Genomic DNA, 23,427 nt, shown 5'->3' on the forward strand with positions numbered 1-23,427 from the left:
TTGCACACCCTTCCCGCCAACGCCCGGCCGTTCACCGTGCCCACCTCCGCGGGCAGGCTCTCCGCCATTCGGGCCACCCCACCGGACGGGAGTGCCACCAAGGGCATCGCCGTCCTCGTTCCCGGCTTCACCGGGTCCAAAGAGGACTTCGTGCCGATGCTGCGTGACCTCACCGCGGCCGGTTACGACGTGCTCGCCTACAGCCAGCTCGGGCAGTGGCAGTCGGAAGGCCCGGACCGGGCCGAGGACTACACGGTGGAGGCGTTCGCCACGAACCTGCTGGAGGTACTCGATGCCACCGTGTCCGGCGAGCGGGTGCACTTGGTGGGGCACAGCTTCGGCGGCCTGGTCACCCGGGCCGCGGTGATCCGGGAACCGCGGCGGTTCCTCAGTTACACGATTCTGTGTTCCGGGCCGGGCGGCGCCACGGTGACCGGCCCGGCCGGTCCGACGTTGGAAGACGCCATCACCGCGGAAGGGGCGGCGGGAGCCTGGCGCTTCCTCGAGCCGTTCTTCGCGGCCGGGCAGCCGGAACCGGTGGTCGCGTACCTGCGGACCCGGATCCACGAGACCAATCCCGCCAACCTGCTCGGCATCAGCCGCGCGATCGCCGCCGAGCCGGACCGGGTCGGAGAACTGCGTGCCACCGGCGTCCCGATCCTGGTCGCCCACGGCGAGCACGACGCGGCCTGGCCCGCCCAAGCACAACGCGACATGGCGGCCCGGCTCGGCGCCCGGTATGAGGTCATCGCCGCCGCGGGCCACACGCCGAACGAGGAGAAACCCGGCGTCACGGCGCGCCTGTTCACCGGCTTCTGGGCCGAAGCCGCCTAGAAGCGGCTACCGGGCCAGCTCTTCCAGCTTCCGCTGCCGTGTTTCGACACCGTGCCGCAACACCACGGTCAGGCCGATCACCAGCACGATCGTGGTCAGCACGAAGCTCCACAGCACCCCGGTGACCGCGCCGAGGAGCAGGCCGATGGTGATCGGCGCGACCACCGAGGCCAGATTGCGCATCGTGCTGCTCACCATCGTCGCCCACGCCCGCATCCGGGTCGGGTACAGCTCGGCGGTGTACAGGTAGGCGATCGGAGCGTTGATGTTCACCCCGAACAGCACGAGGGCACCGCAGACGAACAGCACCGGCCAGCCCTGCCAGCCGAACAACCCGAGTGCGACCACGCCGCCGGCGCTGCCCGCCAAGGCCAGGCCGTAGCCGACGCCGAACCAGAACCGGCGCCCCAGCTTGTCCAAAGTGGACGCGGCGAGGTAGAGCGCGGCCAGGTTGCCGACCACGATCCCGCCGGTCAGCAACGACGCGACCGACGGGCTCAGCCCGCCCACCCGGATCAGCAGCGCCGGCATCCAGGTGGTGAAACCGGCCAGCGGCAGGAAGGTGGTGAACCACAGGACCCACAGGGTCAGCGTCCGCGTCCGGTAGCCGGGTGAGAACAGCTCGCCGAACCGGGTCGGCGGTTCGGCGGGCGCGGGCGCCACCTCGGCGGGCTCGGCCAGTTCCCGCCCGCCGCGGCGGGCGGAGGCCTCCATGCCGGCGACCACCCGTTCGGCCTCGGCCAGCTTCCCCCGGTGCACCAGGTGCCGGGGCGACTCCGGCAGCCGGAACCACGCCCACACCGCGGTGAGCAGCGGAACGCCGCCCAGGAAGAACAGGTACCGCCACGCGTCCTCCGGCGGGAAGACCGAGAGGACCAGCGCACCGATCAGGGTCGCGCCGAGAATGCCCCAGACGAAGAGGCTTTCGTAGACCAGCACGACCAGTCCCCTGGCCTTGGCCCGGACGAACTCGTTGAACATCGCCGCCGCCACCGGCACTTCCGCACCGAGCCCGATGCCCTGCAGCAGCCGGAAGGTCATCAGGCTCTCCACGCTCCACGCCAGCGCCGAAGCCACCGACAGCGCCCCGAACAACGCGGACGCCGCCACGAACGCCACCTTGCGGCCGGCCCGCTCGCTGAGCACGCCGAACACCAGCGCGCCGAGGACCTGCCCGACGTAGCCGGCCGCGATCAGCAGACCGGCCACCGACATCGGCGCGCCGAGTGAGGTCAGCACGGCGGTCAGCGCGACCGAAAGGATCAGCGCGTCGAACGAGTCGAAAAGGTGCCGACGCCGAGGATCGACGCGACGCGCAGGTGGAACCGGGTCAGCGGGATGCGCTCCACCCTGGCCAGCAAGCGCGCTCCGGTGGCCGTGTCACTGCCGGTGGTGGGTTCGACGTTCATGGTTCCTCCACGTTGAGGACGGATGACGGGTCAGGGCGTGGCGAGCACGGCGGCGAGCACGGCGGCGGCGTCCCCGGCTTCGTTGCCGCGCCAGGCGACGTGCTGGTCGGGTCGCACGAGGAGCAGGCGGGCGCGGTAGGAACCGGGGTCCGCGACACCGACGGGATCAAGCACGGTGAGCGGCACCCGCCGCGCCTCGGCCGCCCGCACGAACGGCGTCACGTCGGCCGTGTGGTCCAGGCGCAGCAGGGTGAAGCCGGGGCCGAGGTGGTCGTAGAGCGACGAACCGTCCGGCAGCCAGCGATGCGGCAGGCGCGCGCCCGGCCGGGCCGAGCCGTGGTAGGTCAGGGGCTCGTGCTCCGGCACCGGCGAGCCGTCGTCGACGACGATCGGCGAGCCCGCGTAGTGGTAGCCGAGCACCAGCCCGAGGCTGTGGAACTCGACGCGCTTGGCCGCCAGTGCCTCGGCGACCTCGGCCCGCCGGGCGCTGCCCGCCGGGGTGTCCGCGTCGATGTCGGCATGCGCGTATGCCCAGGCCAGCTGGGTTTCCTGGGTGGCGGCGTCGGCGATCGTCTGCGCGGCGACCGGCCGCCGCTCGGCTTCGTAGCTGTCCAGCAGGGCGGGCCCCGCCCATCCGCGCAGCACCGCGACCAGCTTCCAGGCGAGGTTCACCGCGTCACCGATGGCGGTGTTGTACCCGTGCCCGCCCCACGGCGGGTTGAGGTGCGCCGCGTCGCCGACCAGGAAGACCCGCTGGCCGCGATACCGGTCCACCAGCAGCATCCTGGCCGCCCACGGGTCGGTGGCGAGCACTTCGACCGCCAGGTCACGGCCGATCATCCGGCGCACCAGCGCGCCCGGATCCACCGCGCCGGCCCGGCCGTCCACGCCGTGCGCGATGGCCCACCAGGTGCCGTCGAGATCCATGCGGCCGACGATGCCGCCGCCGTCGGACCCGAGCACCCAGTAGTGCACTCCCCGCGCGCACAACGCTTCCTCGGTCAGCTCCGGCGCGCGGAAGGTGATGTTGAGGTTCGGCAGTTCGCCACTGCCGCCGGAGAACCGGGCGCCGATCGCGGCGCGGCTGACCCCGTTGGCGCCGTCGCAGCCGATCAGGTAACCGGCGTCGAGCGGGTACCGGACGCCGTCCGGTCCGGTGATCTCCACGCGCACGCCGTCCGTGCCGTCCCGCACACCGGCCACCCGGTGCCCGGTGCGCAGCTCCACCGAAGGCAGTTCCGCGACGGCCTCTCGCAACACCGCCTCCACCGCCGGTTGCGGGATCTGCTGCCCGCCTTCGGCGAACTCGTCCCGGCGTTGCGCGAACAGCCCGAACGCGTTGGGGAACCGGGTGATCTCACGGCCGGTGACCGCGGTGCAGAACACCACGTCCTGCGCGTACGACACCGGCAGCGGCGCCGCGGCCCGGACCCGCCCGGCCAGTCCCCACCGGCGCAGCAGCTCCATGGTGCGGACACTGGTCGTCTTGGCGCGCGGCCGGTCGGTGCCCGTCGTTTCGCGTGGCTCGACCACGAGGCAGCGGATGCCCGCCCGGCCGAGTTCGATGGCCGTCGCGAGCCCGCTCGGGCCGCCACCCGCGATCAGCACCGGAACGCGCTCGGGCATTCGGTCCTCCTCTTCGACACCGGATCGGGTGGGCGAAGCATGCGGAACGACTGTGGCCGGGGTCACCCGGAGTTCCATTGGTTGGGCCTGTCAGACTCCGGGGCATGTCGGCTCCAGACGCGCGCCCGGTCCGGGGCAAGCGCCCCAAGAGCGGTGATCCGGTGGTGGACCGGGCACTGGCGCTGCTGGCCGCCTTCACCGAGGAACACCGTGCGCTCGGGCTGGTCGAGCTGTCCCGGCGGGCGGGGATACCGCGCAGCACCGCCTCGCGGCTGGCCGCCCGGCTGCAGGCCTGGGGCGCGCTGGAACGGGACGAGCACGGGCGGTACGTCATCGGGCTGCGGTTGTTCGAGGTCGCGTCACTGGCGCCGCGCAGCCACGGCCTGCGCGAAGCCGCCTTGCCGTACCTGGAGGACCTGCACGAGATCACCCGTCAGCACGTGCTGCTGGCGGTGCTCGACCAGGGAGCGGCCCTGCTCGTCGAGCGGCTGTCCACGCTCGGGGCGGTCCAGGTCGCCTACCGGGTGGGCGGCCGCCTGCCGCTGCACGACACCGGCGTCGGGCTGGTGCTGCTGGCCTTCGCCGACGCCGCGGTGCGCGCGCAGGCACTGTCCGAACTGGACTCTCCGGCCGCGGCGACGTTGCGCCGGCGGCTGGCCGACGTGCGGCGGACCGGGGTCGCGGTGTTCGCGCGCCGCAGGCCCGCCGCCGTGTCCTCGGTCGCCGTCGCGGTGCGGGACGGCGCCGGACGCGTGGTCGCCGCGGTGTCGGTGGTGGTCCCGGTCGATGCGGCCAGGCCACAGGCCTACGAGCAGGTCGTCCGCGCCACCGCGCTGGCCGTTTCCCGCGCGCTCGGCGCACGGCCGGCACGCGCGGAGTGAGCCCGGCGACCGATCACAAACCCTCGCCGTCACGGGAAATCGCGCGCATCAGCCGGTCCAGGTGAGCGCGCATCACGGCGACGAGGTCGAACGACCGCCCGGCGGTCAGCCACTGCCACCGCAGGCCCATGTCCATCGCCGCGCACTCGCGGGCGATCGACTCGAAGTCGAGGCCCGGCTTCAGTTCACCCGCTTCCGCGGCGGCACGCAGCCGCTCGGTCAGCTCACGCACGCCCTTGTCCTGCCAGGCGCGGAAGAACTCGTGCGCCGGATGTTCCGGCGCGGTCGCCTCCGCGCCGATCACCACGGCCAGCTCGACGATTCCGGGGGTCCGCAACGACTCCTCGGTGTCTTCGAGATGGCAGCGGAACGCGTCGCGCACGGAATCCGACACGCGACGCCAGCGCACGTCGAGCTGCGCGTGCCAGTACTCGACCGCGGCCAGCAGCAGCTGCTGCTTGTCCCGGAAGTGGTGCAGCAGCCCGGCATCGGTGATCCCGGCGTCCCTGGCGATCTGCGCGAGCGAGGTCTTGCGGTAGCCGTCCCGGCCGAACCGCACCAGCGCGGCGTCCAGGATCTGGTTGCGCCTGGCCACTCCGGCCGCGTACGCCCCGCGCGGCCCTCTCGAGGTCACCATGCGGTCACCGTACGGGCACGGGGACGGTCCCGGACCACCCGCACTGCCCTGTGACATGGACCACAGCGCCAACACCTAGTGATCACTAGCTTTTGGACCCATCATCTTCTCCACACGCTGAAGCGCCTTCCCACGCCCCGAAAGGAGCGGCTCATGACACCGACGTCGGCGAGCCCGCAACTCGATGCCACCGCGCCAGCCGGAAACGACGGGAAGTGGACACCCCGGCTGGTCGCCGTGCTGATCGCGCTGGCGCTGCCGACGCAGCTGCTCGCGGCCGCCGGCATTCTCGGGGCCAACGCGACCGCGAGCGTGGCGGGGAGCTTCCAGACCGCGCAGGTGGCCTGGTTCAGCCTGACCGTGGTGCTGGTCTCCACGCTGCTGACCCCGTTCGTGATCAAGCTGGGTGACCGCTTCGGCACCAAGCCAGTCATGCTGGCGATGACCGGGCTCGGCGTGCTGGGCGACCTCATCGCCGCGCTCGCGGGCAGTTTCCCGCTGCTGTTGCTCGGCCGCGCGATCGCCGGGTGCTACGGGCCGTTCGCCGCGATGGCCTTTCCCGCCGTCCGCGAGATCTTCCCCCGCGCCCTGGTCAAGCCGGCCAGCGGCATTCTCGGCAGCAGCATGGGGCTGGTCGCGCTCGCCGCGCCGTTCCTGGCCGGCTGGCTGGTCGACACCTGGGGCTACCGCGGCGTGATGTGGTTCCTGGCCGCGATGACCGCGCTTTCGTTCGTCCTGATCGCCCTCGTCGTTCCGCGCACGCCGCGGCGCGACCACCGCCCCGGCTTCGACTGGCTCGGCGGGCTGACGCTCGGCGGCGGGCTGACCGCGGTGGTCTTCGCCCTCGGCCAGGGACCCAGCTGGGGCTGGCTCAGCGGCCGCACCCTCGGGTGGTTCGGCGGCGGCCTGCTGGCCGTGGTGCTGTTCGTCCTGGTGGAGCGGCGCAGCGCGCATCCGATCCTGGACCTGAAGGTGCTCACCCGGCGCCCGGTCGCCCTGGTGCTGGTCACCGGCGGGCTGGCGCAGTCGATCGCGTTCACCCTGCCCGCCATCGGGATCATGCTCGCCCTCTTCCCCAGCATTCCGGGGGTTTCCGGCGGGCTCGGCTGGACCGGGCAGCACAACGCGGTGGTCGGGGTGAGCTGGAACCTGGTGATGTTCGTGACGGGCCTGTTCGCGAGCCGCCTGCTGCGCGGGACCGACGCCCGGCTGGTGTGGTGGGCCGGGCTGCTGCTGATGGGCGCCGGGTACGGGCTGATGGGGTTCTTCCACGGCAACGAAATCGAACTCGTGCTGACCGCGTGCCTGGCCAACTTCGGTGCCGGGTTCGTGCTCGCCGGCTCACCGGCGCTGGTCGTCGGGGTGGTGTCCCCGGCGGAGCAGGGCATCGGCAGCGGCATGCTGAACATGCTGATGAACCTGTTCGGGGCGGTGGTGACGGCGATGGCCTTCGCCGTGCTCACCGAACACGGCACCGTCTTCCACGGCAACCTGTTCTACCAGGACGCCGGATTCGCCTGGGTCTTCTGGATCGGGGCGCTCCTGACCGCGGTGACGCTGCTGCTGTCGCTGTTCATCCCGCCGCAGCGCGGCGAACCGTCCGCCGGAGGCATCCGGCACCCGACCGACGAGGAGCGGAAATGACCCACCCCTACCAGGATCCCGGCCGGGACACCGCGGACCGCGTGGCGGACCTGCTGCCGCGGATGACCCTGGAGGACAAGGCCGGACTGCTGTTCCACCAGGTGATCGGGATCGGCGACCGGCCGGCACCGGCCGGCCGCACCGGCGAGCACATGCTGTCCCAAAGCCGGATGACGCACTTCAACCTGCTGGGGTCCGGCAGCGCCCGCGAGATCGCCATGCTGCACAACGACTTGCAGCAGCGGGCCGAGGAGAGCGGCCTCGGCGTCCCGGTGACGCTGTCGACCGACCCCCGGCACTCCTTCACCGACAACCCGGGCACGGCGATGCTGGCGGGCGCGTTCTCGCAGTGGCCGGAAACCCTCGGCCTGGCGGCGATCGGCGACGCGGAGCTGGTCCGCCGCTACGCCGGAACCGTGCGCCGCGAATACCTCGCCGTCGGCTTCCGGGTCGCCCTGCACCCCCAGCTGGACCTGGCCACCGAACCCCGCTGGGCCCGTATCTCCGGCACCTTCGGAGAGGACGCGGACCTCACCGCGAAGCTCGGCGTCGCCTATCTCGAGGGGCTGCGCGGAACCGGGGACGCCAAGGACAGCGTGTCCGCGATGGTCAAGCACTTCCCCGGTGGCGGTCCGCAGGCCGGCGGCGAAGACCCGCACTTCCCCTACGGCAAGGAACAGATCTACCCCGGCGGGTTCTTCGACTACCACCTGCGGCCGTTCCGGGCCGCCATCGCCGCGGGCGCGACGCAGATCATGCCGTACTACGGCAAACCGGTCGGCACGAGCTACGAAGAGGTCGCCTTCGGCTTCAACAAGGGCATCATCACCGTACTGCTGCGCGAGGAACTGGGGTTCGACGGCATCGTGTGCACCGACTGGGGCCTGCTCACCGACCAGCTGGTGATGGGGGAACCGCACCAGGCGCGCGCCTGGGGAGTGGAGGAACTCGATCCGGCGCAGCGGCTGCTGCTGGCGCTGGACGCCGGAGTGGACCAGTTCGGCGGCGAGTCCTGCGCCGAACTGGTGGTGGAGCTGGTGCGGGCCGGACGGCTCCCCGAAGCCCGCGTCGACGAATCGGCGGCCCGGTTGCTGGCCGAGAAGTTCCGGCTCGGCCTGTTCGACGACCGCCGGTACGTGGACCCGGACGCCGCCGAGGAGCTCGTCGGCAGGGCCGACTTCCGCGCCGACGGCCGGGACGCGCAACGGCGTTCGCTGACCCTGCTGCACAACCGGGACGGGATGCTGCCGGTGCGCGGGCGTCCTCGGCTGTACGTGGAAGGCGTCGCCGCGGAAGCCGTGGCCGAGTACGCCGAACTCGCCGCCACACCGCACGAGGCCGATCTCGCGGTGCTCCGGCTGAGCACCCCGTACGAACCGCGGCCCGGTCTCTTCGAGTCCTTCTTCCACGCCGGGCGCCTCGACTTCGCCCCGGAGCGCCTCGAGGAGATCCTCACCCTGCTGGACGCGGTCCCGACCGTGGTGGTCATCCACCTGGAACGGCCCGCAGTCATCCCGGAGATCGCCGGCCGCTGCGCCGCGCTGGTCGCCTCCTACGGCACCGGCGACCGCGCCCTGCTGGACGTCCTTTTCGGACGGTCCGCGCCGGAGGGCGCGCTGCCGTTCCAGCTGCCGCGTTCGATGTCCGAAGTGGAGGGTGGCAGGCCGGACGTGCCACGGGAAAGCCCCGACCCGCTCTTCCCGTTCGGCCACGGCCTGCGGTACCCGGCGTCCTGAGCCCCGTCAGGGGCGGCGGTGCTCGCTGCCGACGATCGGGTTCCGGAGCACACCCAGCCGGTCCACCTCGACCTCGACCACGTCACCCGGCCGCAGCAGCCACGGCGGCGTGCGCGCGTAACCGACCCCGGAGGGCGTGCCCGTGGCCAGCAGGTCACCGGGACGCAGGGTCATCGTCCGGGAGATGTGCGCGAGGGTCTCCCCGACGTGGTAGACCATCTCGGTGGTCGAGCCGTCCTGGACGGTCTCGCCGTTGACGCGGGTCCGGACCCGGAGACCGTTCCGCAGATCGCCGACCTCACTCGCGGGGACCAGCGGCCCGAGCGGCCCGGACCGGTCGGCGTTCTTGCCGAGAATCCACTGCGACGTCAGCTTCTGCGCCCGCCGCGCGGTGATGTCGTTGAAGACCGAGTAACCGACGACGGCCGCGAGCGCCTCGTCCGGCTCGGCGTCCACCAGCGTTCGTCCCACCCAGGCGACGATCTCACCCTCCCAGTCGAGGCCGTCCTCGTTCGCGGGCACCGGCACCTCCGCCCCGCCGACGGTCAACGACCGCGTCCACCGGGCGAACAGCGTCGGGTGCTCGGGCAGTTCCTGATCACGGTAGGAGCCCTCGGCGACGTGCTTGAGGTAGTTCAGCCCGATGCACAGCACCCGCGCGTCCGGCAGTACCGGCGGCACCAGCGTGACGGCGCCGAGCGGCAGCCTCTCCCCCGTCGCTTCCTGACCGAGGTGCCCCTCGGGTTCGGCCCAGAACTCCTCAAGCCCGCAGAGGACGGTGACCTGCGTTCCGTCCTCGGACAGCGTCGCCACGTCGACGCCGCCCGCGCGCGCCACTCCCACAATCCGCATGTCACTCCTCGGCCGTAGATAACTCTGTAAACATTACAGAGTTTATGGTTGACTAGCACTATGACCGAGTTGTTCGCCGGACTCAAGGTCGCGAGCGCCACGCCCCGCACCCGGGCCGCGCAGCTCGCGGCCGCCGTGGAGAACCGCGTCCGCACGGCCGGCCTGGGCGCGGGATCGCCGGTCGGCACGATCGAGGCGCTCCAGCGCGAATCCGGGCTCGCCAGGGCGACCGTGAACGAGGCCGTCCGGCTGCTGGCCGACCGGGACGTGCTGGTCGTGCGGCCCGGGCGCGGCGGCGGCCTGTTCGTCGCGGACCAGGGGCCGGTCGTCCGGATGCGGCGCACCCTGCTCGGCATTCGCGAGGACGCCCAGGAGACGGTGGCGGACGCGGTCGAGCTGCGCGATCACCTCGAAGAACTCATCGACGTCGGTGCCGCCCGCTGCCGCCGCGAGTCGGACATCCCCGGGCTGCGGTCCGCCGTGGCGGCGATGGCCGAGGCCACCGACTGGGACGGCTTCGTCCGGGCGAACTGGGCGCTGCACGAGCACATCGCCGCGCTGTGCCCCAACGCCATGGCCCGCGCGGTGTATCTCGGCACGCTCGGCCACCTCGGCTCGACCACCCCACGATCGGACTCCCCCGACACCGGGGCCTACCGCGCGGAACGGCTGCGGATCCACGCGGACCTGGTCGAGGCGATCGCCGCCGGAGACGAGGCCGCCGTCCGCGCCGCCGTCGCCCGGCACAACTCCACCGACTGAGCCAGAAGGAGCGCCGTGTCCGCCGAATTCCGCCGGTTCCTCTACCCACCGGACTCGCCGCGCATCACCGCGCTCAAGGGCCTCGACGCCTACGAGTACCGGGAAGCGGCCAAACGGGATCCGTTCACCGGCGGCTTGATCGAGGGCTGGAAACCGTTGCAGCTCAACGAGTTCCGCGGGATCACCGAGGACGGCGCGCTACGTCCCGGCTGCCATCCGCTGACCCCCGCGCTGCCGGGTGAACAGGCGCCGGTCGCCGCGATGATCGAGGCCGCCCTCGCGCTGGAAGCCGCGCTCGACGACACCGGCCGCCGCGCCCTGAACCATCCGGTGGACGCGGTCGAATGGCAGACCTGGGCGAATCCGGAGTTCCTGCAGTTCGACACCGGTATCCGGCTGGAGTTCCAACCGGCCGGAGTACGCCAGCGGGCGCTGGAGCTGGTGCGCGCTTCACTGAGTCCCGGCGGTTTCGAGCTGGTGCACAACATGATGCTGATCAACGGCTTCCTCGGCGAGGTGGTCGGCCTGGAACGCATCCTGAACGAGTTCAGCTACAACTTCGCGCTGTACGGCAGGCCCGACCCGGTCGCGCCATGGGGCTGGCAGCTGTTCGGGCACCACTGCGCGGTCCACTGCCTGGTGGTCGAGGGCCGGATGGTGGTCAGCCCGATCTTTCTCGGCGCCGAGCCCAACGAGATCGACGAAGGGCCGCACGCGGGCGTCACCGCCTTCACCGAACGGATCCGGCTGGGCACCGACCTGATGGCCGCGCTGCCCGCCGGACAGCGCCACGCCGCGGTCACCTACCGGCGGATGGTGGACCCGGACATGCCGCCGGGGCGGGTGCATCCGGGCGACGAACGCCACCTGGCCGGTGCCTTCCAGGACAACCGGGTCATCCCGTTCGAAGGCATCCGGGTCGCCGACATGCCCGAGCAGGCCCAGCGCATCGCGCTCGACATCGTGGAGACCTTCGTCTCGCCGCTGCCCGCCGGGCCGAGGGCGGCGCGGATGCGGGAGGTCCGGTCGTGGCTCGGCGAAACCTGGTTCAGCTGGATCGGCGGGCACGAACCCGGTGACGTCTTCTACTACCGCATCCAGTCGCCGGTGATCATCGTCGAACTCGACCACCACTGCGGTGTCTTCCTCGACTACGACACGCCGAAACCGTTCCACGTGCACACCGTGCTGCGGACCCCGCACGGCAACGACTACGGCCGCGCCTACGTGCGGGACTGGCAGGCGCGCGGGCGGTGATGGGCCGAAGTTCGAGGCATGGCCCGCTCCGGTGTGGGTAAGCCGGGGTCATGGACCGACGTGCGGAGACCGGCGAAGGCGTCGCGGACGGGCCCACCGAGCTGTCCCGGCACTCGTGGTGGCAGGTGCTGCGCCGCACGGTGCGGGAGTTCAAGCAGGACAACCTGCTCGACTGGGCCGCCGCGCTGACCTACTACAGCGTGCTGTCGCTGTTCCCGGCCATCATCGTGTTCAGTGCGGTGCTGGGCCTGCTCGGCCCCGGCACGATCCAGGTGCTCGTCGACGCCGTCGGGAAGCTGGGGCCCAGTGGCGCCACGGATCTGCTGATCGGCGCCATCCGCGAGTTGCAGGGTTCGCGGGGGCTGGCCGGTCCGCTCGCCGTCATCGGCCTGGTCGCCGCGCTGTGGACCGCGTCCGGGTACGTGGGGGCGTTCATGCGCGCGGCCAACGGGATCTACGAGGTCGAGGAAGGCCGCCCGCTGTGGAAGACGCTGCCGCTGCGCGTCGGGCTGACCGCGGCGCTGGTGGTGTTGCTGGCGGTGTGCGCGGCGGCGGTGGTGGCCACCGGCGGCATCGCGGACCGCCTTGGCCGCTGGCTCGGTGTCGGCTCGGCGGGCGTGCTGGTCTGGGACATCGCCAAGTGGCCGGTGCTGGCGCTGCTGATCAGCCTGGCCTTCGCCCTGCTGTACTGGGCGGCGCCGAACGTGCGCCAGCCCGGTTTCCGCTGGCTCAGCCCCGGCGGTGTGCTGGCGGTGGTGCTGTGGCTGGCCGCCTCCGGTTGCTTCGCGCTCTACGTGGCGAACTTCGGCTCCTACAACAAGACCTACGGCTCGCTGGCGGGCGTGATCGTCTTCCTGGTGTGGCTGTGGATCTCGAACATCGCGGTTTTGCTGGGCGCCGAATTCGACGCGGAACTGGCACGCGGCGCTCGCATCGAGAAGGGTGCGCGGGAAGACCAGGAACCCATCCTTCCGCCCCGAGACACCACCGCCGCGGAGGACGGGGGCTGACCGCGAGGCCGAGCGTTGGCCGGAGCGCGGCCGTCGATCCCATGGCCGGTCGCGGAGGCGCTCACCGCGGCCCGGCCGAACGGTTCCGGGCCGGGCCTGGCGATCGCGCGGCAGCTGGTCACTGACGACGGCGGCACCGTGGTGCTCGGCACCGCCGCCGGTGGGCTGGTGGAGTTGCCCCTCGGGCATGGCTGAACAGCGGCGTATCCGGCAGGTCAGGAGTCGAAGCCGAGGCCGAGGCGGTCCAGGGTGCGCAGCCACAGGTTGCGGTGCCCGTTGGCGCGGTCGGCTCGGGCGAGCGACCAGCGGGTGAGCTGGATGCCCGCGTACCGGATCGGTTCCGGCGGGAACGGCAACGGCTTGCGGCGCACCAGCTCCAGCGACGTCAGGTCCAGGTCGCGGCCGTAGAGCAGGGCCAGCTGGACGCGGGCGCCGAACCGGGTCGCGCCGACACCGAGCCCGGTGTACCCGGCGGAGTACGCCACCCGCCCGCCGTGCGCGGTGCCGAAGAACGGGCTGAACCGCGTGCAGGTGTCGATCACGCCGCCCCAGGTGTGGGTGAACCGGACCCCGCGCAGTTGCGGGAACGTCCGGAAGAAGTTCCGCGCCAGCACACCGCGGGTCCGCTGCCGGTGCTCCAGTGCGGGGGCGATGCGGTTGCCGTAGTGGTAGATCGCGTCGTAGCCACCCCACAGGATCCGGTTGTCGCCGGTGAGCCGGTAGTAGTGGAACTGGTTCCCGGCGTCGCTGATGCCCTGCCGCCGCGACCAGCCGATGCTCGCCAGCTGCTCCGCCGACAGCGGCTCGGTGATCATCGCGTGGTCGTACACCGGCGCCACGTACCAGCGCAGCCGGTTCAGCAGCGGGTTGAACGCCCCCGCGCACAACGCCACCTTCCCGGCCAGCACCGTTCCGGTGGCCGTGGTGACCCGCATCCCGGCGCCCTCCCGGTCGAGCCGGGTCACCTCGGTGGCCTCGTGGATCCGCACGCCGAGCCGCTGGCAGGCCCGCTGCAGGCCGCGCGCCAGCCTCGCCGGTTCGACCAGTGCGACACCGTCCGGGTCCGCCAGCCCGCCGAGATAGGTCGGGGAACGCACGTCGGCACGCACCTCGTCCCGGTCCAGCAGCCGCAGTTCGGTGCCGTGCCGGGCGGCGAGCGCCTGGGTCTCGGCGAGGTCGTCGAGCTGCCACGGCTGCGTGGCGACGGTCAGTTCGCCGGTACGCCGCCAGTCGCAGTCGATCTCGTGACGCCACACGGTTTCCTCGATGGCGTCGAGGTTTTCCCGGCCGAGCCGTTCCAGGGCGCCGATCTCCCCGGGGAACCGCTGGACGCCGTTGGCGATGCCGTGGGTGAGGCTGGCCGCGCAGAACCCGCCGTTGCGGCCGGACGCCGCCCAGCCGATCTGGTGGGCCTCCAGCAGCACGACGTCGATGCCCGGGTCGCGTTCCTTGGCCAGCAAGGCGGTCCACAGCCCCGCGTAGCCACCACCGACGACCACGAGGTCGCAGCGGTCGTTGCCGAGCAGCGGATCGGCCGGCGGGCGCCGCCATTCCGGCTGGTCCAGCCAGTAGGGCAGCTCACGGGCGTCACGCAGGGCGGTCTCAGCGCCGGTGGTCATCGCGCTCCCCGGCGTGGACCAGCTGTCCGTCCACATAGGTCCGTGCCACCCTCGCGGCGCCGATCTCCCCCGGCGGGCCGGTGAGCGGATTCCGGTCGAGCACCACCAGATCGGCGGGGCGGCCGACGGCGATGGTGCCGGTGTCGAGCCGCGCGGCCCTGGCCGATCCGGTGGTGTAGGCGGCGAGCGCGACGGGCAGCGGCAACGCCTGGTGCGCGCCCAGCGGTGGGGTGCCTTCGGGAGCCTGCGGGTCGATCCGGTTGACCGCCACGTGCAGTGCCGCCAGCGGATCTGGTGTGCTGACCGGCCAGTCGCTGCCCATCGCCAGCGGCGCGCCGGCACGCAGCAGAGCACCGAACGGGTACTGCCGGTCCGCGCGTTCGGCGCCGAGGAACGGGATGGTCAGCTCGTCCATCTGCGGCTCGTGCGCGGCCCACAGCGCCTGGAGATTCGCGGTCGCGCCGAGCGCGGCGAACCGCGGGATGTCGTCGGGGTGCACCAGTTGCAGGTGCGCGAGGTGGTGTGCCCGGCCCGAGGTCCCGTTCGCGGCACGTGCGGCGGCGAGCGCGTCGAGCGCGTCCCGGACGGCGCGGTCGCCGAGCGCGTGGAAGTGCACCTGGAATCCCGCCGCGTCCAGTGCGGTGACCACCGCCTTGGCCTGTGCGGCGTCGAGGAAGCTGAGCCCGTGGTTGCCGGTCGAGTGTCCACAATGGTCCAGGTAGGGCTCGAGCATGGCCGCGGTGAACGTCTCCGCGACACCGTCGAGCATCACCTTCACCGTGCCCGCGTCGTACCGGCCGCCCGCCGTTTCGTCCCGCAAGGCGGCCAGCGCGGCGACCTGGTCGGCGATGCCGTCGGCCGGGCAGTCCCGGTCCCACCACAGCGCGCCGGTCACCTTGGCCGTGAGCGTGCCGTCGCGGCAAGCTCGCAGGTACGCCTCGTGCACCGACGCGCCCGGCCCGGCCTTGACCATCGCGTCCTGCCAGCCGACCACGCCGAGCGAGTGCAGATATCGCTGCGCCTCGGCCAACGCGGCGTCGAACTCGGCCTGGGTCTCGGCCGGTACCAGCCGTTCCACCAGGCGCATGGCGCCCTCGTGCAAGGTCCCGGTCGGACGGCCGCCGGCATCACGCTCGATCCGGCCGTCCGGCGGATCCGGGGTGTCCGCGCCGATCCCGGCCAGTTCCAGGGTCCGGGTGTTCACCCAGGCCGAATGGTGGTCGCGGTTCGGCAGCAGGACGAGCCGGTCCGGCACCACGCGGTCCAGCAGTTCGGCGGCGGGGCAGCCGCCGGGGAACGCGCTCATCGACCAGCCGCCACCGAGGATCCAGCCGGTGGTGGCCGCGGCGTAGGCGCCGATCGCGGTCAGGTACTCGTCGGCGGTCTCCAGCTCGCTCAGGTCACACCGCAACCGTTCGAGCCCGCCCATCACCGGATGCGCGTGGGCGTCGACAAACCCGGGCAGCAGCAGGCGCCCCTCCAGGTCCACCACCTCGTGCGCACCAGCCCGGAACCGCGCGACCTCCGCGTCCCCGCCGACCGCCACGATCCGCCCGTCCCGCACGGCCACCGCGCTCGCCAGCGACCGCGCCGCGTCCGCGGTGAACACGAGTCCATTGTGGAATATCACCGCGTTCACGACTCGCTCCCCCGGTACACGCTCAGCTTGAGCGCGGTGCCCGACTCGCCGCCGAGCTTGATCGACTGCGTGGTCGCGGTCGCCATCGTCTGCGCCCACCGGTTGCCCGCCTGCCCGAGGAAGGGCACGAACTCCGGCGCGTCACTGCCCGCGACCATCAGGCGGAGCGCGTGCCCCGCGGGCAGCCGGTAGCCGAGATGGCCCAGGTCGATCTCGATGTCGCTGTCGTATCCCTCGGCGAGCACGGTCAGCTGTCCGCGGGCGATCCGGTGCGCCGATCCGTCCGGTGCCACGTCGAACAGCCGCGCGAACACGTCCACCTCCGGGCCGTCGGCGTGCACCCTGGTCCGCAGGGTCACCGGGCCGACGAGGTCCAGCGGTTCGGTGACCGGTTCGGCGGTGAAGGCCAGCACGTCCGGCCGGTCGCCGAGGGCCCGCTCGTCGGGGTGGAACACCAGGAACGCGAACGGGTCGGGGGCCAGCGAGGGCACGGGATCGGCCGGGTCGTGGCGCCACGCGGCTGTCTCCTCTTCCGCCCGCCGCTGCGGGGCCAGCGTGCCGCCGTCGCCCTGGCCCCGCGCCGCCGCCGCGCCGCCCGGGTACAGCGTCAGCGTGGTGGTTCCCTCGGGCGGCCAGGTCTCGCTGGTCCGGTACTCGGGTGAGCTGTTCGCCAGCTGCCAGCGCACGCGCGGGATGTCGGCGGGTTTCCCGTTGCCCCGCAGGAAGATGTCGAAGAACTCGAGGACCGGATCGAGGTAGCGCGGCAGGGTCTCGCCGCGCTCCTCCGGCGTGGGCCGGGCGCCGCCGTTCCGCCACGGCCGCTCGAAGTGCGAGTTGAACTCGTGGTCGATCGCCTCGATGATCAGGTACTCGTTGAGCGCCCAGTGGGGCCGTCGCTGGAGCTGCTCGTGGTCCGCCCACTGCCACGGCGCGCAGTTGTCCCACCAGCCGATGGTCATCAGCACCGGGATCGCGGGGCCGTCGAACGGGCTGCCGTTGCGGAACCGGCGCAGCCGCACCGGGTTCGGGTACCACAGGTCGTAGGCCGCCGACCGGCTGCCTGCCTGCTCGAAGTACTTCTCCACGGTCTCGTGGTACGGCAGGGCGGCCCAGTCCATCTCCCACAGCATCATGTCCCGCTCGTGGAACATGGTCAGCGGATACAGCCGGTGCACGGCCATCTCCACCTCCCTGGTGTGCGTGCCGGGAATGGGTTCGGCGAGTTCACCGAGCCGCGTGCCGGTGACGCGGGGCGAGATCGCGCGCAGCGCCGGGTGCCTCGCGGACACCGCCGCCCACTGGGTGAAGCCGTAGTACGAATCCCCCCACATGCCGACCACACCGTCGGACCACGGCTGCTTGACGATCCAGTCGATGGTGTCGTAGCCGTCCTCGGCCTCGTTGACGAAGAGCAGCCGTTCGCCCTCCGAGCGGAACTTGCCGCGCACGTCCTGCACGACCACCCGGTACCCGTGCCGGGTGAAGTACCCGGCGACCGCGGGCTGCCCGGTGTAGAGGCCGTTCTTGTCGTACGGCAGCCGGACCAGGATCACCGGACCCGGCGTCACCTCGCCGCCGGGCAGGTAGACGTCGGTGGCCAGCCGGACACCGTCCCGCATCGGCACCATGACCTCGGTGGCGAGCGGACTGCGCGGGCCAGGCCCGATTCGTTCGATGTGCATGTTCGTCAGTCCAATGCGAAGAAGCGGATGCGGACCTCGTCGATGGCCTCGGCGCGCGCCATGCCGACAAAAACCGTGGTGTTCAGCCAGGCGTGCGCGGGCGCGTCGGTTTTGAAGACCGGGAAGGTCCGGTAGTAGTACTCGGCCTCGCTGACCTCCGCCCCGGCGCGGATGCGTTGCTCCACCTCGTTCTCGGCGCGGTACCAGCCCCGGTTGTGGATGTCGATGGTGCCGCCGTCGTCGGCGCGCAGCAGGTACCGCGCGTCGAGTTCGGTGCTTTCGCCCTTGCCGCGGGTGGTGGACCAGTCGCCACCGTAGGGCAGCACCTCGCCGGTCAGCCGGGGGCCTTCGACCACACCGCCGGTGATCGGCGTGAACATCACTTCCTCCTCCGGGGCGCGGCCGACCCAGAGCGGTTCGGCGATCTTGACGCGGGCCTCGAAGGCGAAGCGCAGGGTGGGTTCGATCAACGGCATGGAAGCTCCTTCAGGGTGGGACGCCAGCCGGGCCGCGGTACGGACTCCAGCAGGCGGCGGGTGCGGGTATCCGCGGGATGGTCGAAAACCGTGGTGGCGCGGCCCTGTTCCACGACCTTTCCGTGGTGCATGACCACCACGTCGTCCGCCAGCTGCCGCACCACCCCGAGGTCGTGGGAAATGAACAGCAGCGCGACGCCGGTGTGCTCACGGGCGTCCATCAGCACGTTCAGGATCTGCGCCTGGATGGACACGTCGAGCGCGGCCACGGCCTCGTCCAGGATCAGCAGCCGGGGCCGGGTGGCCAGCGCGCGGGCGATCGCCACGCGCTGCCGCTGGCCACCGGAAAGCTGCTTCGGCCGCAGCCGCGCGTGGTCCTCGGCCAGCCCGACCAGGTCGAGCAGCTCACGGACCCGGCAGGCGCGCTGCCCGGCGGTCAGGTCGAAGTGCAGGCGCAGGCTCTCCTCCAGGCAGGACCGCACGCGCTGCCGGGGATCGAGCGAGAGGTACGGGTCCTGGAAGACCATCTGCACCACCGTCGCGCGGCGTCGCCGTTCCGAAGTGGACAGACGGCCGGTGGGCCACGGCGCGCCGTCGACCTCGACCTCACCCGCGGTCGCCCGTTCCAGCCCGGCGACGATCCGGGCGCACGTGGACTTCCCGGAGCCCGATTCGCCGACCACGGCGAGGCAACGGCCCGCTTCGACCGTGAAGCCGACGTCGTCCACCGCGACCAGCTCACCGTGCCGCCCGCGTACCGGGTACACCTTGCGCAGCCCGCGGACCGCCAGGATCGGCGCGGTCATACCGGCACCTCCGTGTGCTCACCGGCGTGGTGGCAGGCCACGACGCTGTCGTGCACCGGCCGATCCGCCGGATCCTCCCGCGCGCACCGATCGGTCGCGCGCGGACAACGCGGCTGGAACGCGCAGCCCGCCTCCGCCTCCCAGGCCGCGGCCGGCCGCCCCGGCACGGTGGCCAGGCGCTCCCCCGGCCGGGCGATCGCGGGCCGGGCGGCCAGCAGCGCCCGCGTGTACGGGTGGGTGGCGTCCCGGTGCAGTGCGCCGGTCGGCGCGGTCTCCACGATCCGGCCCGCGTACATCACCGCCGTGCGGTCGCACACCGCGGCCGCCAGGTCCAGGTCGTGGGTGATGAACAACAGCGCCAGGTCCCGCTGCCGCCGCTGCTCGTCCAGGATCGCCATCACCTCCTCCTGCGTGGTCACGTCGAGCGCGGTGGTCGGCTCGTCGGCGAGGATCAGCTTCGGCTCGATCGCCAGCGCGGCCGCGATCATCACCCGCTGCAGCAATCCGCCGGACAGTTCGTACGGGTACTGGCGCAGCCGGCGTTCCGCGTCCGGGATCCGCACGTCGGTGAGCAGCCGCCGGGCCACGCGGCGAGCATCGCGGCGGGTCGCGCCCCTGGTCAGCACCAGGCCCTCGCACAGGAAGTCCCCGACCGTCCTGATCGGATTGATGTGCGCGCGGGGGTCCTGGAAGATCATCGCGAGGCCCGTGCTGCGCAGCTTCCGCAGCCCGGCCGGGCCCAGCCCGGTGACCGGCACGCCGTCGAAGGTGACGATGCCACCGGTCTCCGCGTTCTCCGGCAGCAGGCGGATGATCGAGCGCGCGGTCATCGACTTCCCCGATCCCGACTCACCGACCAGGCCGAACGCCTCACCTGCCCGGATGCCGAAGCTCACCCCGCGCAGGATCGGCCGCGCCCCGGCCCGGGTCCGCAGCGCCACCCGCAGCTCGTCGACCTGCAACAACGGATCGGTCATGCCGTCTCACCCACTTCGTAGTGGGCCGCGAGCCGCTCACCGACGAGGTTCACCGCCACCACCGCGATCACGATCACGATCGCCGCGTACAGCGACTGCTCGGGGTGGCCGTCGAGAATGGCGCCCTTGCCGTTCGCGACCATCACGCCCCAGTTGGACTCGGGCGGCTGCACGCCGAGCCCGAGGAACGAGATCGCGGCCAGGTCGAGCATCGCGTACCCGAATCCGACCGTGCACTGCACCAGCAGCAGCGGCGCCAGGTTCGGCAGCAGGTGCCGGACGCAGATCGCCGTGCCGGACAGGCCCTGCAACCGCAATGCCTCCACGTACGGCAGCTTGCGTTCACGCATCGCCGCCGCGCGCATCACCCGCGCGGTGATCGGCACGAACGCCACCGACAGCGCGACCACCGGTGCGACGAACCCGCTGCCGAACAACGCGGCCGCGATGATCGCCAGCACCAGCCCGGGAAACGCGAACAGCACGTCCAGCACGCGCGCGACCACCGCGTCCAGCACCCCGCCCCGCCAGGCCGCCAGCACCCCGATCGCGGTGCCCGCGCTCGCCGACAGCGCCGTCACCAGCAACGGGCCGAGCAGGCTGAGCCGCGCCCCGTCGAGCAGCCGGGACAGCAGGTCCCGCCCGGTGTCGTCGGTGCCGAGGGGATGCTCGGCGGACGGCCCGGCGAACACCGCCGCCGCGTCCACCGCGTACGGGTCGTGCGGCATCAGCCACGGCGCCAGCAGCGCGGCCAGCGCCAGGACAGCGCACACCACCGCCGCGACCGCACCGGCCGGGCCGAGTACGGCCAGCCACCGGGTCGAGCCCGAGCGTCCGCGGGCCACCACGTGCCCGATGCTCGGCGCGCTCATCGCCCCGTCCTCAGCAATCGCTTGTCCAGCACCGCGTTCAGCACGTCCACGAGCGTGTTCGCGACGCAGAACGCGGCCACCATCAGCAACGAGATGTTCTGCACCACCACGAAGTCCTGTTTCTGCGCGGCCAGCACGAGCAGCGAGCCGACCCCGCTCACGCCGAAGGCCTGCTCCACCACCACGGTCCCGGCGATCAGCCCGGCGACGGTCAGCCCGGACACGGTCAGCACCGGCGCCGCGGCGTTGCGCAGCACGTGCCTGCGCACGATCGCGGGCATGCGCACCCCGCGGCTTCGCGCGGTCTCCACCCGCTCCGAACGCAGCTCGGTGGCCACCGCGGACCGGGTGATCCGGCTCAGGTAGGCGATGTAGGACCCGGCCAGCGCCAGCGCGGGCAGCGTCAGGTGCTCGATGCGGCCGGTGAAACCGGTGCCGGAGCCGAACACCGGCAGCCAGTTCAGCCGCGTGGCGAACAGCCAGATCAGCACGATCGCCGCGATGAACGCGGGCACCGCCATCAGCACCCCGGAGCTCACCGTGGTGATGGTGGCGCCCACCCGGCCGCCGAGCGCACCGAGCAGGCCGAACCCGATGCCGATGACCAGGATCAGCACGGCCGCGTACCCGACCAGGAACAACGTGTTGCCCAGCCGCGCCGAAATCAGTCCCGCCACGTCCGTGCCGAAGGTCATCGAGCGCCCCAGCCGCCAGCCGGCCACATCGGACAGCCACCGCCCGTACCGTGTCCAAAAAGGATCATCCAGGTGGTACTGGGCGCGGACCGCGGCCAGCACCTCCGGGTCCGGGCTGCGGCCACCCGCGAGCAGCGCCGCCGGGTCACCGGGGCCCAGGTGCAGGGCACCGTAGATGACCACGCTGGCGGCCAGCAGGGTCACGAACAACGCGGCGAGCCGGCGTGCGACGAACCGCGTGAGCAGGCCCGCCATCACGCTTTCCCGACCGACGCGGCCCAGGCCGAGCTGATGTAGGCGAACGACGCGGGCGCCCCGGTGATCCGGTTGCTCAGGTACAGCCGTTCGTGCAGCGAGGCGAGGCTGATCTGCAACCGCGCGGCGGCGAAGATCTTCTGCGCGGCCACGAACTTCTCCGCCGACACCCGCGGATCGGCTGCCTGCTGCCCCTCGGTCAGCAGCTGCTCCACCCGCGGATCGCTCCAGCCGGTCCAGTTGAACAGGTTGTCCTTGAGCGCGAACGCGGGCGCGTAGTAGTAGACCCCGGGCACCTCGATGTAGCCGACGGTGGCCACCAGATCGACGCTCTCCCGCGCGGCCGGGTCGTAGAACAGCTTGCCGAACACCGTCGGCTGCTGCTGCTCGATGGTGATGGCCAGGCCGATCTCCTTCGCCGCGGCCTGCACGATGGTCGCCGTCTGCAACGTCATCTGGTCACCGGAGGGGATCGCCAGCTTCAGCGGCTCCGCGCCCGGCGCGGCCTCGGCGATCAGCTGCTTCGCCCTGGCGAGGTCGGGGTTCGACGTGTCCGGCAGCTCCTGGTACGCCGCGTCGAACACGGCAGCGGCGGGATGCCCCGCCCACAACAGCGGTGGCGTGAACGTCCGAAGTGGAGCGCCCGCGCCGTGGAGCACGTTCCGCACCAGGCTGGTCTTGTCGATCGCCAGGTCGAGCGCCTCGCGGACCCGCGGATCCGCCGCGGGCCCGCTCGGCGACACCGGGCCGATGCTCAGCGACTGCGTGGACGGGCCGAGGTACAGCTTCCCGGACGAGGACGCACGCAGGGTCGAGAAGCTGCCGATGGGCGCTTCGTAGGTGCCGTCGATCTCACCGGACAGCAGCGCGCTGGTGAGCGTGCTGTCGTCGGTGAAGAAGACGAACTCGAACCGGCCTGCCTTCGCCTTGGTGCCCCAGTAGTCGTCGTTGCGGGTGAGCACGATGCGCTCCCCCGGCGTCCAGCCGCCGAATTCGAACGGCCCGGTGCACATCACGCCGGTGCCCGGCGTGCCGTAGGCCGGACCGGCCTGCTCGGCCGCGGCCTTCTCGCTGACCGCGCTCTGCACCCCGGCCATGCTGTTCACGAACTGCGCGTCCGGCACGGCGAGTTTCACCGTGACCTGCTGCGGCCCGGTCTCTTCGATGGCCTTGACCTGGCGGAACACGTCGCCGTGTGCCGGGGTGTTCGTCGGGTCGAGATTGCGCCGCAGGCTGTGGGCGACGTCGGCGGCGGTGACCGGATTGCCGTTCCAGAACCGGATGCCGGGCCGGAGGGTGAAAACGAAGGTGGTCGGGTCCGGCTGCGTCACGCTCTCGGCGAGCCCTGGCTCCACGCTGAAGTCCGGGTTCAACCGCATCAGCGGTTCGCACAGGTTCAGCACCACCGCGTTCGAGGAGTAGTCACCCGCCTTCACCGGATCGATGGTGGTCGGCTCGCCCTGCGGGAGCGCCCACCGCACCCGGTCGATGTCACCCGCCGCCGGCGGGGTCCGCACGGTCAGGTCGATCGGCCCCTGGGCACCGGTCGAGCCACCTCCGCCACACGCGGTGGCGAGCAGGGCGGCGATCAGGACGGCCGGGACGGCTCGGCGCTTCCGGCGGAGCGGGGAATTCGGTCGGCTCACGAGATGTCCCTCCGTGGGGGTCCCGACCGGCGACGAGAACGCTCGATCGGTGTTGAGTTGGCTGATTCTGGAACGCCCCGTCATAGTTAGTCAAGACCGACTAAGAAAAGGG

General features: G+C 71.9%; 22 protein-coding genes. 8 read left to right on the forward strand and 14 right to left on the reverse strand.

What is annotated here, in order from left to right:
* The gene (locus A4R43_RS09530) at positions 1-834 is read left to right on the forward strand and encodes an alpha/beta fold hydrolase (RefSeq protein ID WP_162788393.1); all 834 of its coding nucleotides are present in this window, start codon (positions 1-3) and stop codon (positions 832-834) included.
* Between the two features lie 6 nt (positions 835-840).
* Here A4R43_RS09530 and A4R43_RS09535 read toward each other — a convergent pair whose 3' ends face one another.
* From A4R43_RS09535 to A4R43_RS09540, 3 genes are read right to left on the reverse strand one after another with little or no spacing between them, the layout of a single operon-like run.
* Positions 841-2,073, reverse strand: a complete 1,233-nt coding sequence (locus tag A4R43_RS09535; RefSeq protein ID WP_162788394.1) for an MFS transporter — start codon at positions 2,071-2,073, stop codon at positions 841-843.
* Between the two features lie 23 nt (positions 2,074-2,096).
* Positions 2,097-2,243, reverse strand: a complete 147-nt coding sequence (locus tag A4R43_RS42630) for a hypothetical protein (RefSeq protein ID WP_162788395.1) — start codon at positions 2,241-2,243, stop codon at positions 2,097-2,099.
* Between the two features lie 30 nt (positions 2,244-2,273).
* Positions 2,274-3,869: an FAD-dependent monooxygenase gene (locus A4R43_RS09540; RefSeq protein ID WP_113691989.1), complete on the reverse strand. Its 1,596-nt coding sequence runs from the start codon at positions 3,867-3,869 to the stop codon at positions 2,274-2,276.
* 104 nt (positions 3,870-3,973) lie between these two features.
* Here A4R43_RS09540 and A4R43_RS09545 point away from each other — a divergent pair, with 104 nt between their 5' ends.
* Positions 3,974-4,750: an IclR family transcriptional regulator gene (locus A4R43_RS09545; RefSeq protein WP_113691990.1), complete on the forward strand. Its 777-nt coding sequence runs from the start codon at positions 3,974-3,976 to the stop codon at positions 4,748-4,750.
* A gap of 13 nt (positions 4,751-4,763) precedes the next feature.
* Here A4R43_RS09545 and A4R43_RS09550 read toward each other — a convergent pair whose 3' ends face one another.
* Positions 4,764-5,387: a TetR/AcrR family transcriptional regulator gene (locus A4R43_RS09550; RefSeq protein WP_113691991.1), complete on the reverse strand. Its 624-nt coding sequence runs from the start codon at positions 5,385-5,387 to the stop codon at positions 4,764-4,766.
* Between the two features lie 153 nt (positions 5,388-5,540).
* Between A4R43_RS09550 and A4R43_RS09555 the strand changes: the two genes are divergently transcribed.
* Together A4R43_RS09555 and A4R43_RS09560 are read left to right on the forward strand one after the other, a co-directional pair.
* Entirely contained in the window at positions 5,541-7,031 is a 1,491-nt protein-coding gene (locus A4R43_RS09555) for an MFS transporter (RefSeq protein ID WP_113691992.1), read from the forward strand.
* Positions 7,028-8,767, forward strand: coding sequence for a glycoside hydrolase family 3 protein (locus tag A4R43_RS09560; protein ID WP_113691993.1), 1,740 nt, complete (start codon positions 7,028-7,030; stop codon positions 8,765-8,767). The genes A4R43_RS09555 and A4R43_RS09560 overlap by 4 nt, the downstream gene beginning before the upstream one ends.
* 6 nt (positions 8,768-8,773) lie before the next feature.
* Here A4R43_RS09560 and A4R43_RS09565 read toward each other — a convergent pair whose 3' ends face one another.
* A complete protein-coding gene (locus A4R43_RS09565; RefSeq protein WP_113691994.1) occupies positions 8,774-9,619 on the reverse strand; it encodes a fumarylacetoacetate hydrolase family protein in 846 nt (281 codons plus the stop codon).
* Between the two features lie 60 nt (positions 9,620-9,679).
* On the opposite strand from A4R43_RS09565, the gene A4R43_RS09570 reads away from it, so the two are divergent.
* The 4 genes from A4R43_RS09570 to A4R43_RS09585 are packed head-to-tail and all read left to right on the forward strand — an operon-like array spanning position 9,680 to position 12,843.
* On the forward strand, positions 9,680-10,381 hold the full coding sequence (locus A4R43_RS09570; RefSeq protein WP_113691995.1) for a FadR/GntR family transcriptional regulator: 702 nt from the start codon (positions 9,680-9,682) through the stop codon (positions 10,379-10,381).
* 15 nt (positions 10,382-10,396) lie between these two features.
* Positions 10,397-11,638 carry a DUF3500 domain-containing protein gene (locus A4R43_RS09575; protein ID WP_113691996.1) on the forward strand — a complete coding sequence of 414 codons (1,242 nt, stop codon included), beginning with the start codon at positions 10,397-10,399 and terminating at the stop codon, positions 11,636-11,638.
* Positions 11,639-11,688: 50 nt separating this feature from the next.
* Entirely contained in the window at positions 11,689-12,648 is a 960-nt protein-coding gene (locus A4R43_RS09580) for a YihY/virulence factor BrkB family protein (protein WP_113691997.1), read from the forward strand.
* A gap of 15 nt (positions 12,649-12,663) precedes the next feature.
* Positions 12,664-12,843, forward strand: a complete 180-nt coding sequence (locus tag A4R43_RS09585) for a hypothetical protein (protein ID WP_113691998.1) — start codon at positions 12,664-12,666, stop codon at positions 12,841-12,843.
* A 20-nt stretch (positions 12,844-12,863) separates the two neighbouring features.
* Here the strand turns inward: A4R43_RS09585 and A4R43_RS09590 are convergent, their stop codons facing one another.
* From A4R43_RS09590 to A4R43_RS09630, 9 genes are read right to left on the reverse strand one after another with little or no spacing between them, the layout of a single operon-like run.
* Entirely contained in the window at positions 12,864-14,267 is a 1,404-nt protein-coding gene (locus tag A4R43_RS09590) for an NAD(P)/FAD-dependent oxidoreductase (protein WP_113691999.1), read from the reverse strand.
* Complete coding sequence (locus A4R43_RS09595; protein ID WP_205215285.1) at positions 14,251-15,906, reverse strand: amidohydrolase; 1,656 nt, start codon at positions 15,904-15,906, stop codon at positions 14,251-14,253. The genes A4R43_RS09590 and A4R43_RS09595 overlap by 17 nt, the downstream gene beginning before the upstream one ends.
* Positions 15,903-17,588, reverse strand: a complete 1,686-nt coding sequence (locus A4R43_RS09600) for a CocE/NonD family hydrolase (protein ID WP_113692000.1) — start codon at positions 17,586-17,588, stop codon at positions 15,903-15,905. Before A4R43_RS09600 ends, A4R43_RS09595 begins: the two co-directional genes overlap by 4 nt.
* A 5-nt stretch (positions 17,589-17,593) precedes the next feature.
* Complete coding sequence (locus tag A4R43_RS09605; protein ID WP_113692001.1) at positions 17,594-18,064, reverse strand: DUF3237 domain-containing protein; 471 nt, start codon at positions 18,062-18,064, stop codon at positions 17,594-17,596.
* The gene (locus A4R43_RS09610; protein ID WP_113692002.1) at positions 18,055-18,870 is read right to left on the reverse strand and encodes an ABC transporter ATP-binding protein; all 816 of its coding nucleotides are present in this window, start codon (positions 18,868-18,870) and stop codon (positions 18,055-18,057) included. Before A4R43_RS09610 ends, A4R43_RS09605 begins: the two co-directional genes overlap by 10 nt.
* Positions 18,867-19,847 carry an ABC transporter ATP-binding protein gene (locus A4R43_RS09615; RefSeq protein ID WP_113692003.1) on the reverse strand — a complete coding sequence of 327 codons (981 nt, stop codon included), beginning with the start codon at positions 19,845-19,847 and terminating at the stop codon, positions 18,867-18,869. Before A4R43_RS09615 ends, A4R43_RS09610 begins: the two co-directional genes overlap by 4 nt.
* The gene (locus A4R43_RS09620; protein WP_113692004.1) at positions 19,844-20,719 is read right to left on the reverse strand and encodes an ABC transporter permease; all 876 of its coding nucleotides are present in this window, start codon (positions 20,717-20,719) and stop codon (positions 19,844-19,846) included. The genes A4R43_RS09615 and A4R43_RS09620 overlap by 4 nt, the downstream gene beginning before the upstream one ends.
* Positions 20,716-21,669, reverse strand: a complete 954-nt coding sequence (locus tag A4R43_RS09625; RefSeq protein WP_205215286.1) for an ABC transporter permease — start codon at positions 21,667-21,669, stop codon at positions 20,716-20,718. Before A4R43_RS09625 ends, A4R43_RS09620 begins: the two co-directional genes overlap by 4 nt.
* Complete coding sequence (locus A4R43_RS09630; protein WP_162788396.1) at positions 21,669-23,315, reverse strand: ABC transporter substrate-binding protein; 1,647 nt, start codon at positions 23,313-23,315, stop codon at positions 21,669-21,671. The genes A4R43_RS09625 and A4R43_RS09630 overlap by 1 nt, the downstream gene beginning before the upstream one ends.
* Between the last annotated feature and the right edge of the window lie 112 nt (positions 23,316-23,427).

Origin of the sequence: Amycolatopsis albispora, assembly GCF_003312875.1 — a bacterium.
GTDB lineage: Bacteria > Actinomycetota > Actinomycetes > Mycobacteriales > Pseudonocardiaceae > Amycolatopsis > Amycolatopsis albispora.